This is a genomic window from Caballeronia sp. LZ043, assembly GCF_031451075.1.
GTDB lineage: Bacteria > Pseudomonadota > Gammaproteobacteria > Burkholderiales > Burkholderiaceae > Caballeronia.
In genome coordinates this window covers 156637-168928 of the sequence record NZ_JARUXT010000004.1, presented here as the reverse complement: position 1 = coordinate 168928, position 12292 = coordinate 156637, and the positions used below count along the sequence as shown (strand labels likewise).

Below are 12292 nucleotides of genomic sequence, written 5' to 3'. Positions count from 1 at the left end.
GTCACGAATCAGCGAACACGCGGCTCGCGCGAATGTCGCTGGCGTCGAGCTGCATCAACGCGCTGGCATCGGCGTGGCACGCGCCCCGCTCGGCCGCCGCGAACAGACGGTTCGCCTGGCGCAGCCGCGCGCGATCCAGTGCATTGCGCACCGATCGCGCATTGGCGAAGTTTGGCTGGCGGATGCGGCGCGCGAGATAGTCGTCGAAGGCGCGGCGCGCGTCGTCGTCGAAGCGGTAGTGCATGTCGGCGAGCATGTGCTCCGCGATCTGCAGCAACTCGCCCGGCGCGTAGTCGGGGAACACGAGGTGATGCGCGATACGCGATCGGAAACCAGGATTGCTGTGAAAGAAGGTTTCCATGCGCGCTTCGTATCCGGCGAGAATCACGACGAGGTCGTCGCGCTGGTTTTCCATCGTCTGGAGCAGGATCTCAATGGCCTCCTGCCCGTAGTCGCGTTCGTTCTCCGGCCGGTACAGGTAGTAGGCCTCGTCGATGAACAGCACGCCGCCCATCGCACGCTTGAGCACTTCGCGCGTTTTGGGTGCGGTATGCCCGATGTACTGGCCGACCAGATCGTCGCGCGTCACCGACACGAGATGATTGCGCCGGATATAGCCGAGCCGGTGCAGCACCTGCGCCATGCGCAGCGCAACCGTGGTCTTGCCGGTACCGGGATTGCCGGAGAAGCACATGTGCAGCGTGGGCGCACCCGACGCGATGCCGAGCGTCGCGCGCGCGCGTTCCACCAGCAGGTGCGCGGCGATCTCGCGGATGCGCGTCTTGACCGGCGCCAGCCCGATCAGGTCGCGGTCCAGTTCCGCCAGCACCTCGCCGATGCGCGACTCGCGGTACAACGCCATCAGGTCGGCATGCGTCGCCTGGGTTTCGTCGAGCGTGGCTTCGGCGCTCATTCTCGCCTCCTCATCAGTAACGTTCGCCGGCGGGGCGGTCGGTGGCGTAGGTGCGGAGCGCGTAGCGCTGCACGCGGTTCCTGTCGTCCTGACGTTCGAGGCGGAAGCCATGTTCCTCTTCAGGACGGTTCACCATGAACGAAAGCCGCATCGTCTCGAAGCCGCGCACCGAATCGAACGCATTCACCTTGATGTAGTGACGCGGATACGTCTTGCGGCATTCGTTCACTTCCATCATCACGCCGGCGGCATCGTGCAGGTCGAACATCGGCAGGCCCCACATTTCCCAGTAGGTGTTGCGCGGATGCGGATCGTCGGTGTACTCCACCGAGCAGGCCCAGCCCTGATCCAGCGCATAGCCGATTTGCGCGACGATCTCCTCGTCGGTCAGCGGCGGCAGGAATGAAAACGTGCCTTGTGTGATCTTCATGTCGGTTCCTCCATGCGTGTGGGCAGGCTCAGGCCGCGGCGGTCGCCGTCACGGCGAAGTCCGGCGTATCCGTCGATGCATAGTTGAAGGTCACGTCGCGCCAGGTATCGAGCGCCTGCTGAAGCGGCGTGCAGGACCGCGCGGCGGCTTCGAGAATGTCCGGCCCTTCGTGAGCGATGTCGCGTCCTTCGTTGCGGGCCTTGACCATCGCTTCGAGCGCGACGCGGTTTGCCGTCGCGCCGGCCTGGATGCCCTGCGGATGCCCGATCGTGCCGCCGCCGAACTGCAGGATGCAGTCGTCACCGAACAGGTCGAGCAGTTGATGCATTTGTCCGGCGTGAATGCCGCCCGACGCCACCGGCATGACCTTGCGCAAGCCTGCCCAGGGCTGGTCGAAGAACACGCCGCGCGCGAGGTCCGGCTCGTTGCGCGCATCGCGGCACACGTTGTAGTAGCCCTGCACGGACAAGGGATCGCCTTCGAGCTTGCCGACCGCCGTGCCCGCATGCGCGTGATCCACGCCTGCCATGCGCAGCCATTTCGCGATCACGCGGAACGAGATGCCGTGATTGCGCTGCCGCGTGTAGGTGCCATGTCCGGCGCGATGCAGATGCAGGATCATGTCGTTGCGGCGCGCCCACTTCGACATCGACTGGATGGCAGTCCAGCCGATCACGAGATCGATCATCACGATGCACGAGCCCAGTTCCTTCGCGAATTCGGCGCGCTCGTACATGTCTTCCATCGTGCCCGCTGTCACGTTCAGATAGTGGCCTTTCATCTCGCCGGTTTCGGCCTGCGCGCGGTTCACGGCTTCCATCGCGAACAGGTAGCGGTCGCGCCAGTGCATGAATGCCTGTGAATTGATGTTCTCGTCGTCCTTCAGAAAATCGAGACCGCCCTTCAGCCCTTCATAGACGACGCGGCCATAGTTCTTGCCCGACAGCCCGAGCTTCGGCTTGACGGTCGCGCCGAGCAGCGGGCGGCCATACTTGTCGAGCCGTTCGCGCTCCACGACGATGCCTGTCGGCGGACCCTGGAAGGTCTTCAGATACGCCACCGGGATGCGCATGTCTTCGAGACGCAGCGCCTTGAGGGGCTTGAAGCCGAACACGTTGCCGATGATCGATGCGGTCAGGTTCGCCACCGAGCCTTCCTCGAACAGATCGAGGTCATAGGCGATGTACGCGAAGTACTGCGGTTCATCGGCGCGCATGCTGGGCACGGGTTCGACGCGATAGGCCTTGGCGCGGTACATGTCGCACGCGGTGAGGCGGTCGGTCCAGACGACGGTCCAGGTCGCCGTCGACGATTCCCCCGCCACCGCCGCCGCCGCTTCCTCCGGTTCGACGCCCGCTTGCGGTGTGATGCGGAACAGCGCGATCACGTCGGTGTCCTTCGGCATGTAGTCGGGCTGCCAGTAGCCCATCTCGCGATACTTCATGACGCCGGCCGCATAGCGCGAGCGCGGATCGGACGGATTGCGCGCCGCCTCGACGGCGGCCTTGCTGAAGTCGTTCATTCCGTTTCCTCGACAGTGAGATGAGAGGGACGTGCGCCTGATGACTGCCCTGCTGTGAATGCAGAGTAAGCATTGGCCGCAGCGAAAGGAATTCACGATTTGCTTGCAGGACCTTAAGCGATGCCTTATTGGGTGTTAGCCCTGATGCGCTCCTGAACGGGCGATGGAACACTTTGTTCTGGTTCTGTCACAGTCGATGTGCGCGTTCGCCGAATGGATCGACCGTGCGCCCGCGTCGACTCACTGGCATGACGCTTGCAACGTGCCAAAGCCGGCCACCTCCCGGCCGTCGGGCGGATTCGTCCGCACTGGCACTTCATTGAAGCGGTATCCGAGGCATTCACTCACCCAACTGGAGGAACGCTCATGCAATGGACTACGCCCAGCTTCACCGATATGCGTTTTGGCTTTGAAATTACGATGTACATCGCCACCCGCTAAAGGTGGAAGCATCCGCACGAGGCCGCGTCGAAGCGATGCGGTTCCTTCGTGCGGTCCCGACTCTCCGCGCCGCCCGTCATGATTTACGAAACCGTCGTCACGACCGCAGACCGCGATGGCCGGCCCCACATTGCGCCGATGGGCGTGCGCTTCGAAGAAGGCTTTGCGATCCTCGCGCCGTTTCGTCCTTCCACTACGCTCGACAACGTCATCGCGACGCAGAGCGCGGTGCTCAACCTGACGGACGACGTGCGCGTGTTTGCCGGCTGCGTGACGGGCCGCAAGCGCGACTGGCCGACAGTGCCCGCGGACACGGTGCCGAGCGTACGGCTCGCGACGACGCTTGCCCATATCGAGTTGCGCCTCGCCGCGATCGATGACGACGACACGCGTCCAACGCTGCGCATGGCGTGCGTGCATCGCGTGACGCATGCACCGTTTCCGGGCTTCAATCGTGCACAGGCTGCGGTCGTCGAGGGCGCGATACTGGTGAGCCGGCTGTTCATGCTGCCGGCCGACAAGGTGAACAGCGAGCTTGCGTATCTGCGCATTGCCATCGACAAGACGGCTGGCGACGCCGAGCGCGAAGCATGGCACTGGCTGTTGCTCGCCGTCGATGCGCATCGCGCGAAGACGCCGGACTGATCTGTCTTCCCACTGGAGTGTTCAAACGATGACCGCATTGCTCGCGAGCGTCCGCTCGGCGGATGAAGCCTTCGATGCCGCGCAGGCCGGCGCCGAACTGATCGACCTGAAGGAACCGCATGCGGGCGCGCTGGGCGGCGTCGCGACGGGCGATATCGCGCGGATCGTCATTGCGTTGCGGGCGCGGTATCCGGTGCGGCCGATCAGCGCGACCATCGGCGACTGGCCCAATCACGCGCTCGACGACATCACCGGACGCGTGCTCGAGGTCGCGGCGGCGGGCGTCGATTACGTGAAGGTAGGCATCTCCCCTGGCGCGGGCGCGGAGCGCTGCCTGCGGCATCTCGCGAGCCTGCCGGCGGCGGTGGTGCCGGTGCTGCTGTCGGATGAAGGGGTGGATCGCGCACTGGCGGCGCTCGCGGCGCAGCTTGGGTTTGTCGGCATCGTCTTCGACACGGCGGGCAAGAATGGCCGCACGCTGTTCGATTGCGTCGATGTGCAGACGCTTGCCGCCTGTATCGCCGATGCCCGTGCGCGCGGCACGATGAGCGCCGTGGCGGGTTCGCTCGGCTGGCGCGACCTGCACACCATTCGCCTGCTTGCGCCGGATATCGCGGGCTTTCGCGGCGCGCTGTGCGACGAGCGCGACGGACGCTCCGGCAAGCTCGATCCGCGCAGGGTCGAGCGCTGGGCGCGCGCGCTGCACGGCGAAACCGTGGCCGCTTCCGTTTGACAACGTTTCGGCGTCCGCTACTTACACCGTCACGTTCAGCAAGCGGTCGCGCATGACGGCGAGATCGTCTTTTCCCATGATCTCGACCACATAATTCGCATCGCGCACATAAGCGGGAAAGCGCCGGTCCACGATGCCATCTGCGGCGAGCGCCTCCAGCGATGCGTTCGCCTCCACCTCGCACGACTTGACGATCATCAGGCGCTCCGCGTTCAGCGAAGTGGAGAGCCACGCGGCGAGACTGTCGGACGTCACGTCCCAGTTGGTCATCTTGTCGGGCGTCGTGCGCATCAGGTCGGTGGGCACCCAGACGGCCACGCGTCCATCGCGCAGCGCGCGCCGGATGCGGTTTTCATTCGACGCCAGCACGAGTTCAGGCACGACGCCCTGCATCAGGATCGCGTACTGCGCCATCGCCAGCAGGCACATGTTGTGGGCGGCGAGATCGTCGAACTGCCATTCGCTCTGATATTGCCGCACCGCGTCCGCAAAATCGCCGCCGCCCGGCACGATCACGACGCGCCCGCCGCCCACTTCCCATAGCCGCGTCAGCCATTCGCGCAGCGCCGGGTCGTGACTGAGGCTTCCCCCGATCTTCACCACCCACATAGGTTCCTGTCCTCGTTCGATGATGCCGCCGGGCCACGCACCCGGTTCGATACCGCCTCTTCAACCCGCTATGTTTCGCAAACTATCACGCCGCACGCGACGACGCATCGTGCGACGGTTGTGTTTGGTTGTTCCGCGCGCTTTCGATGGGCGTCGTCGCCAGCGCGGCGAGCAACGCCACCGCCACGCTCGGCGCACAGGTCGCGACCCATTCGGCGCGCGTTGCGTCGTCATCGTCGACGCCCGCGAGCCGCGCAAAATCCACGTAGCCGCGTGCTTCCTGCCGCGCCAGCGCCGCCGCGAGAAAGCGCCCGCAACCCGCGCCGATGACGGGCGCCGTCGACAGTGACGCATCGCGTGCCACGACCTGCGCGAGACCGGCGGCCAGCGTGCGCAACTGCTCGTGCCGCCAGGTCTGCGCGAAGCGTTTCCATTCGGCATCGGATGCTTCCGAGGCATCGCGGCCGATCATCCGTGCGATGCGCGCGCGGCTGGCCGCCTCGGTCTTCGGTCCGTTGTCGGCGCTCGGATGCTGGTCGTGCGCGGCCCAGAGTTCGCCGGTGAGGCGATAGACGTCGGCGGTCGTCGCGAACCATTCGTTCATCACGCCGCTCGTCTCGCCGCGAAACGCGATGCGCTGCGCCACCCCGCACAAGGGCGTGCGCACCACGCCCTGATACACCAGTTCGCCGCTGACGAGGCGCGCGGCGTCGTTCGTGCCGCGCGCCCGCACTTCGCCGCCGATGATCGGAATGATGTCGGTGGTCGTGCTGCCGATATCGATCAGCACCGCATCGTGCATGCGGGTAGCAGCCCAGCGCGCGGTCGCGAGCCAGTTCGCCGATGCCACCTTGCGCCAGCCTTCCGCACAGGCCGAACGCGCGAGCCATCCGTCGTGCTCGGCGCCGCCCGCGAAGAACAGCGTGCGCGGTCCGAGCCGTTGCGCCAGGGTGCGGCTGAGCGTGCGCACGCCTTCGGCGCGGTCGGCGAACAGATCGACCATTTCGCCGGTCATCGTGACGGCGTGGCGGGCGGAGGCTTCGCCGGCGGCGGGCCAGCGTTCGAACACGCCGTCGATGACGCGTTCCAGGTGCGCGAGGCCCTGCCACAGCGGGCAGGCCCATTGGGCGACATCGACGAGTTCGCCCTTGCGGTTGGCCAGCGACACCTTGACGTGCGCGCCGCCCACGTCCCAGCCGAATACGGGTGCGTCGCCGGATGCCGATGCCCTCATGACGCGGCTCCGACTGCACGCAGTGCGTGGGCTTCGCCGTCGAAGCCGGGCACGCGATGCGCGGCCAGCAGTTCCGCCGCGAGATTCCTGCCGCCGCGCCGGCTCAGTTCCGCGTAGGCGACGGTCGGCCGCGGATTGACCTCGATGACAACCGGACCGCGTTCCGGATGCCACACCACGTCGATGCCGACGAAGCCGCGCAGGCCGGGAAGCGCTTCGGCCACGCGCAGTGCGAGCCGTTCGAGCGCGCGTCCCTGAGGACCGTGGCGGTCGATGCGATCGACATCGACGCCGTCGAACTGCACGATGCGTTCGCGCCGTTCGGGGCTTGCCGGTTCGGACAGGCCGATGCGTTGCCGGTTGATGCTGACGAGCCGCGCGAGCCGGTCGCGGCAGATCATGGAGAGGCTGAGCGGCTCGCCGTCGATCCATTCCTGCAACACAGGATTGCGCCCTGCTGCGGCGCGGGCTTCGTATTCGGCGCGGGCGGCGGCGAGATCGTCGTAGACGCGGGTGTCGAGGCCGCCGGCGCCGTCGTCGGGCTTGACGACCCAGCGGCGTCCGGAGGCGGACTCGGCGGCGTCGGCTTCGAGCGCGGGCGTGACGGGCATGCCGCGCGCGGCGAGCCAGGCGGCGGTGGCGCTCTTGCTGGAGGCGGTGCGGATGGCTTCCTTGGCGCAGCCGAGCCAGCGGGCCTGTCCGACTGCGTCATGGAGCTTGAGCAGCAGGCCGTCGCATTCGGGCGCGACGATGCAGGCATAGTCGTGCTCGCGGGCCATGCGGGCGACGAATTGCGTGAGCGGCTCGCCGGGCTGGGCGCGGACGTGGCGGGCGGCGTCGGCGCCGGATTCGAACCGTGAGCCTGCGACGGTCACCGCGATGCCAGGGAGCGCGTGGAGATCGGCGGCGAGGGCATCGCGCATGACGCGGCCTTCGACGATGAGTGCGGAGAGATCGGCGAGGCTGGCGGCGCATGCCGCGTCCGGATCGATGCCGCCGCCGGTGAGATACTCGAACACGAAGATCTTGATCAAAGGAAAGCCATCCATGCAGGTGATACCCGTTCTCGATCTGCTCGACGGTCAGGTGGTGCGTGCGGTGCGCGGCGAGCGTTCGCGTTACCGGCCGATTCAGTCCTCCTTGTGCGCGACGAGCGAACCGGTGGCGATTGCTCGTGCGTTGCTAGCGGTTACGGGCGCTGCGACGCTGTATGTCGCCGATCTCGGCGCGATCATGCAGCGCGGCGCGCATGAAGCGGTGCTGGCCGCACTTTGCGACGCGCTGGGCGGCGAAGTCGAGATCTGGCTCGATGCCGGCTTCACGGCGTGTGCGCCGATGCGTGCGAGCGTCGAGCGGATCGCGAGGCTTTCGCGGGCGTCCTCGCGGGCGGCGCTCGTGCCGGTGTTCGGCACGGAGACGCTGCTCGACGTGGGCGCGATCGCTGAAGCGTCGGCGTACGGGTTTGAGCCGGTCCTGTCGCTCGACTATCGCGGTGGGCGAGCGCTTGGGGCGCTCGGTGCTGAGGGTGTCGAGAGCACGTGGTGGCCGGGGCGGGTGATCGTGATGACGCTCGATCACGTGGGCGCGGAGGCCGGGGTGGATCTCGATACGTTCAGCGCCGTGCGCGCGCTTGCCGGGGAGCGCGTTGTGATCGGTGCTGGCGGGGTTCGCCAGCGGGACGATCTTGCGCTCGCCGCGCAATGCGGGGCTTCAGGGTGGCTCGTGGCGTCTGCCCTTCACGATGGGACGCTTCTTCTTAAGCATCTTGATGTCAGGGATAAGGTTTAGTTGGAGTCGTGTCTCAATTTTTGTGCCAGTTGATGGTGGGCTTCGGTTTCGATGTAATCGTTTGGAAAGCGCTGTCCCAGCGCTGGTCTTGTACGTGACAGTGTGTTGCTTCCTGGAGCAGGGTTTTCTCGTTTCGCTGTTCGTGGCGTTCGCCTTGCTCTTATGGAATACCCGTAGATTTTGGGGCGCCTAGGCTGGTTTGTCGTTCGCCTGCGCTTACATGGACTTCCCGCTTTCGCGTCGGTCTATTAGCACTGCCCCTCCCCGGGGCAGGGGTAACTTTCTTTGCTGCTGCAAAGAAAGTCACCAAAGAAAGCAGCTTTTTTTCCCGCCCAGCGTCACCTAGCGGCACGACACGGAACCACGTTTCTGGCACTGCAGTAGAGAGTGCCCTCATAGGCCACACCGGGCGTGGATCGCGGACCCACTGTGACATCGCACCACAGGACAAACTGGTGCAGCGCCTGCATGCTCCGGCGCAGCGCTACGCGCCGCCGACGGGTCAATCGGGTCTGCGCGTGCCGGCTTGCTGACGCATCCATCTCACTGCATCAGCCCAACGTTGGTATCCCTTGCTTACCCTTCGGCAGCGCGTAGCGCTGGGCCGGCGCTTTCAGGTGCTGCACCAGTTCGTTGAACGGCAGTTTGTCCCAGTGGGTCCGCGATCCACGCCCGGTGTGGCCTATGAGGGCACGCTCTACGGCCGGGCCAGAAACATGGTTCTGTGTCGTGCCGCTAGATGACGCTGGGCGGGAAAAAAAGCTGCTTTCTTTGGTGACTTTCTTTGCAGCGGCAAAGAAAGTTACCCCCGCCCCGGGGAGGGGCAGTGCTTATACACCGACGCGAATGCGGGAAGTCCATAGAAGCGCTGGCAAACAAAAGCAACCCACGCGAAGGACGAGAGCGAAGACCCCCGCCCCGGGGAGGGCCAGTGCCAATAGACCGACGTGAATGCGGGAAGTCCATAGGAGCACAAGAGCGGGAACAAGCCGTCAAACCGGCATAGAGCTTGCTCAAGGGCTCAACCATGCCTCCAACACCAGAACCCGAAAGCCGACCCGCCGAGGCCATCGGCGAAGAGCCCCTCTGGACGTGTCCGTTCTGCCCATTGCTATGCGACGACCTCACCCCCGAGTCCCTCGCCGTCCATTGCCCGCGACTCGAGAAAGCGCTTGCCCATATCGCTCCGCAGGATCCACCCCGCTCCTCCGAGATCAACGGTCAACCCACCGATCCCGAAGCAGCGCTCAAGCAAGCCACCGAGATCCTGTCGAAAGCCCATCGTCCGCTATTCGGCGGACTCACAACGGATATCGCCGGCACCCGCGCCCTCTATGAACTAGCCGCCCGTTGCGGCGCCATCCTCGATCATCTCCACGGCGATACCCTCGCCGATACCACCCGCGCACTCCAGGATCGCGGCGCCTTCTTCACCACGCTCTCCGAAATTCGCTCGCGCGCGGATCTGATCGTCGTGTTCGCCTGCCAGCCATCGCAACGCTATCCACGCTTCTACGACCGCATCGCCGAGCCCAATCGCGACGTCCCCATCGTATTCATCGGATGCAACGCCGATCAAGCCGCCCACACCCCGCACACCGAATCGATCCTCCCAGGCCACGATCCCTTCGATCTCCTCGCGCTCTGGTCCGCACACCTCGAATCCAGTCGGCCCATCCCACACGCCGAACTCGCCACGCTGACCGAACGCATCCACGCCGCGCACTACACGGCCTTCATCTTCGAACCCGCCGCGCTGCCCGCACCGCACGCCGCGCTCGCCATCGAAGCGCTGCAACGCATCGTCAAGGCCTTCAACCGCACCACCCGCGCCGGCGCACTCGCCCTCTCCGGCGACGACGGCGCCCTCTCCGTCAATCAAACCACCACCTGGCTCTCGGGCTTTCCGCTGCGCACCCGCGTCGCCTACGGCATGCCGCTCGATCACGATCCATACCGCTATCGCACACACACCCTGCTGAGCCGAGGCGAAATCGACGCCGTGCTCTGGGTCTCCAGCTTCACCCCCGAACCGCTTCCCGCCGCCCTCGACGACAATCTGCCCGTCATCGTGCTCGGTCATCCCGCGACCCGGCTGCCGCCACGCAAAGGGGCTACGGTGTTCATTCCCGTCGCGACGCCAGGCATCGACAGCGGCGGACATCTGTTCCGCATCGATACCTCCGTGGTTGCCCGCCTCACCGCCGCGCGCGATAGCGAACTGCCCAGCGTCGCCGCCATCGCCGCACGCCTCACGCAGGCGAGGACCCACCCATGAGCCTCACACGACTCCGCGGCGGCACGCTCTACGATCCCGTCAACGGCATCGACGGCCAGACACGCGACATCCTCATCCGCAACGGCCGCATCGTCAGCGAAGCAAACGGAGAAACCATCGCCCCGGAACGCGACTTCGACGCGCGCGGCATGATCGTCATGGCCGGCGGCATCGACCTGCATTCGCATATCGGCGGCGGCAAGACCAATCTCTCGCGTCTGCTCCTGCCCGAAGATCATCGCGACGACCCGCGCGCCGTCCCCGAACGTCCCGACGAAGGCCGCTATCTGCGCCTGCCCTCATGCGGCACCTGCACGCCCGGCACGCTCGCTACCGGCTATCGCTATGCGGAAATGGGCTACACCGCCGCCTTCGAGCCGGCCATGATCGCGTCGAACGCCCGCCACGCGCATCTGGAAATGGGCGACACCCCCATCATCGATCACGGCGCCTACGTGATGATGGGCAACGACGAACTCTTCCTCCAGATGCTCGCCGCGCAGGACGACTTCGAACATCTGCGCGATTACGTCGGCTGGACGCTGCATGCGAACAAGGCGCTCGGCGTGAAAGTCGTCAATCCGGGCGGCATCTCGGCGTTCAAGTTCAATCAGCGCTCGCTCGATGTCGACGAAAAGCACGTGCACTACGGCATCACGCCCCGCGACGTGCTGCGCACGCTGACCCGCGCGCTGAACGAGCTGCGCGTGCCGCATCCGCTGCATGTCCACACGAGCAATCTCGGCGTGCCCGGCAACGTGGAATCGACCATCAAGACGATGGACGCCGCCGAAGGCCTGCCCATCCACCTGACTCACATCCAGTTCCACAGCTACGGCGCCGAAGGGCCGCGCAAGTTCTCGTCGGGCGCGCGGGCCATTGCCGAAGCCGTCAATGCACGACCCAATGTGACCATCGACGTCGGTCAGGTCATCTTCGGCCAGACTGTCACCGCGTCCGGCGACACGATGATGCAGTTCAAGAACACGCCGATGGCCCGCCCACGAAAATGGATCCTCGGCGATATCGAATGCGACGCGGGTTGCGGCATCGTGCCGTTCAAGTATCGCGAGCAAAGCTTCGTGAACGCACTGCAATGGATCATCGGACTGGAAATCTTCCTGCTCGTGGACGATGCCTGGCGCGTCTCGATGACCACCGATCATCCGAACGGCGGCCCGTTCACGAGCTATCCGCACCTGATTCGCCTGCTGATGGACAAGTCCTTCCGCGATGCCCAGCTCGACACATTGCACGCCGATGCCAAAACAGCCAGCGCCCTCGCCGACATCACGCGCGAGTTCTCGCTGTACGACATCGCGATCATCACGCGCGCGGGCCCCGCGAAGCTGCTCGGCCTGACGGATCGCGGGCATCTCGGCGCGGGCGCGGCGGCGGACATCGCCGTGTATCGCGACGACGCCGACCGCGAGCGCATGTTCACCTCGCCCGCGTACGTGTTCAAGGACGGCGAACTGATCGCGCGCGACGGCACGCTGCTCGCGACACCCACCGGCGGCATTCACTACGTCAGCCCCGACTACGACCGCTCGATCGAAAAGCGCGTGCGCGCCTATGCGCAGGCGCATCTCGCCACGCGCTTCGAGAACATCGCCATCGGCGACGACGAAATCTGCGCATGCTGCAACGGCGGCCGGCTGCTGCCGGTCGCGTGCCTCTCGGCGGGCGGAGGCTAGCG

At 65.8% G+C, this 12292-nt stretch carries 12 protein-coding genes; 6 read left to right on the top strand and 6 right to left on the bottom strand.

Going from position 1 to position 12292, the window contains the following annotated elements:
• Position 1: 1 nt before the first annotated feature.
• The 3 genes from cbbX to QCE64_RS28445 are packed head-to-tail and all read right to left on the bottom strand — an operon-like array spanning position 2 to position 2865.
• Positions 2-913: a CbbX protein gene (gene cbbX / locus QCE64_RS28455; protein ID WP_309934352.1), complete on the bottom strand. Its 912-nt coding sequence runs from the start codon at positions 911-913 to the stop codon at positions 2-4.
• Positions 914-926: 13 nt separating this feature from the next.
• Complete coding sequence (locus QCE64_RS28450) at positions 927-1343, bottom strand: ribulose bisphosphate carboxylase small subunit (protein ID WP_310007540.1); 417 nt, start codon at positions 1341-1343, stop codon at positions 927-929.
• Positions 1344-1371: 28 nt separating this feature from the next.
• Positions 1372-2865 carry a form I ribulose bisphosphate carboxylase large subunit gene (locus tag QCE64_RS28445; RefSeq protein ID WP_309925574.1) on the bottom strand — a complete coding sequence of 498 codons (1494 nt, stop codon included), beginning with the start codon at positions 2863-2865 and terminating at the stop codon, positions 1372-1374.
• A gap of 366 nt (positions 2866-3231) precedes the next feature.
• On the opposite strand from QCE64_RS28445, the gene pqqA reads away from it, so the two are divergent.
• From pqqA to QCE64_RS28430, 3 genes are all read left to right on the top strand, one after another.
• On the top strand, positions 3232-3306 hold the full coding sequence (gene pqqA / locus QCE64_RS28440; RefSeq protein WP_008354335.1) for a pyrroloquinoline quinone precursor peptide PqqA: 75 nt from the start codon (positions 3232-3234) through the stop codon (positions 3304-3306).
• A 78-nt stretch (positions 3307-3384) separates the two neighbouring features.
• Positions 3385-3951 (top strand): DUF447 domain-containing protein, encoded by a 567-nt coding sequence (locus QCE64_RS28435; protein ID WP_310007539.1) that lies wholly within the window; start codon positions 3385-3387, stop codon positions 3949-3951.
• Positions 3952-3979: 28 nt separating this feature from the next.
• Complete coding sequence (locus QCE64_RS28430) at positions 3980-4684, top strand: (5-formylfuran-3-yl)methyl phosphate synthase (protein WP_309925572.1); 705 nt, start codon at positions 3980-3982, stop codon at positions 4682-4684.
• 21 nt (positions 4685-4705) lie between these two features.
• Here the strand turns inward: QCE64_RS28430 and QCE64_RS28425 are convergent, their stop codons facing one another.
• The 3 genes from QCE64_RS28425 to QCE64_RS28415 all read right to left on the bottom strand — a co-directional run bounded on the left by QCE64_RS28425 (position 4706) and on the right by QCE64_RS28415 (position 7561).
• Positions 4706-5293: an aspartate kinase gene (locus QCE64_RS28425; RefSeq protein WP_310007538.1), complete on the bottom strand. Its 588-nt coding sequence runs from the start codon at positions 5291-5293 to the stop codon at positions 4706-4708.
• 85 nt (positions 5294-5378) lie between these two features.
• Positions 5379-6527, bottom strand: coding sequence for a hydantoinase/oxoprolinase family protein (locus QCE64_RS28420; RefSeq protein WP_309925569.1), 1149 nt, complete (start codon positions 6525-6527; stop codon positions 5379-5381).
• The gene (locus tag QCE64_RS28415) at positions 6524-7561 is read right to left on the bottom strand and encodes an ATP-grasp domain-containing protein (RefSeq protein ID WP_310007537.1); all 1038 of its coding nucleotides are present in this window, start codon (positions 7559-7561) and stop codon (positions 6524-6526) included. The genes QCE64_RS28420 and QCE64_RS28415 overlap by 4 nt, the downstream gene beginning before the upstream one ends.
• 13 nt (positions 7562-7574) lie before the next feature.
• On the opposite strand from QCE64_RS28415, the gene QCE64_RS28410 reads away from it, so the two are divergent.
• From QCE64_RS28410 to QCE64_RS28400, 3 genes are all read left to right on the top strand, one after another.
• Positions 7575-8315 carry a HisA/HisF-related TIM barrel protein gene (locus QCE64_RS28410; RefSeq protein ID WP_310007536.1) on the top strand — a complete coding sequence of 247 codons (741 nt, stop codon included), beginning with the start codon at positions 7575-7577 and terminating at the stop codon, positions 8313-8315.
• A gap of 1027 nt (positions 8316-9342) precedes the next feature.
• Positions 9343-10593 (top strand): formylmethanofuran dehydrogenase, encoded by a 1251-nt coding sequence (locus QCE64_RS28405; protein ID WP_309934349.1) that lies wholly within the window; start codon positions 9343-9345, stop codon positions 10591-10593.
• Positions 10590-12290: a formylmethanofuran dehydrogenase subunit A gene (locus tag QCE64_RS28400; protein ID WP_310007535.1), complete on the top strand. Its 1701-nt coding sequence runs from the start codon at positions 10590-10592 to the stop codon at positions 12288-12290. Before QCE64_RS28405 ends, QCE64_RS28400 begins: the two co-directional genes overlap by 4 nt.
• Positions 12291-12292 lie beyond the last annotated feature (2 nt).

What these genes read in the sequence shown, in the direction of transcription:
- cbbX (WP_309934352.1), bottom strand. Translation starts at nt 913, where the DNA reads ATGAGCGCCGAAGCCACGCTCGACGAAACCCAGGCGACGCATGCCGAC.
- QCE64_RS28450 (WP_310007540.1), bottom strand. Translation starts at nt 1,343, where the DNA reads ATGAAGATCACACAAGGCACGTTTTCATTCCTGCCGCCGCTGACCGAC.
- QCE64_RS28445 (WP_309925574.1), bottom strand. Translation starts at nt 2,865, where the DNA reads ATGAACGACTTCAGCAAGGCCGCCGTCGAGGCGGCGCGCAATCCGTCC.
- QCE64_RS28435 (WP_310007539.1), top strand. Translation starts at nt 3,385, where the DNA reads ATGATTTACGAAACCGTCGTCACGACCGCAGACCGCGATGGCCGGCCC.
- QCE64_RS28430 (WP_309925572.1), top strand. Translation starts at nt 3,980, where the DNA reads ATGACCGCATTGCTCGCGAGCGTCCGCTCGGCGGATGAAGCCTTCGAT.
- QCE64_RS28425 (WP_310007538.1), bottom strand. Translation starts at nt 5,293, where the DNA reads ATGTGGGTGGTGAAGATCGGGGGAAGCCTCAGTCACGACCCGGCGCTG.
- QCE64_RS28420 (WP_309925569.1), bottom strand. Translation starts at nt 6,527, where the DNA reads ATGAGGGCATCGGCATCCGGCGACGCACCCGTATTCGGCTGGGACGTG.
- QCE64_RS28410 (WP_310007536.1), top strand. Translation starts at nt 7,575, where the DNA reads ATGCAGGTGATACCCGTTCTCGATCTGCTCGACGGTCAGGTGGTGCGT.
- QCE64_RS28405 (WP_309934349.1), top strand. Translation starts at nt 9,343, where the DNA reads ATGCCTCCAACACCAGAACCCGAAAGCCGACCCGCCGAGGCCATCGGC.
- QCE64_RS28400 (WP_310007535.1), top strand. Translation starts at nt 10,590, where the DNA reads ATGAGCCTCACACGACTCCGCGGCGGCACGCTCTACGATCCCGTCAAC.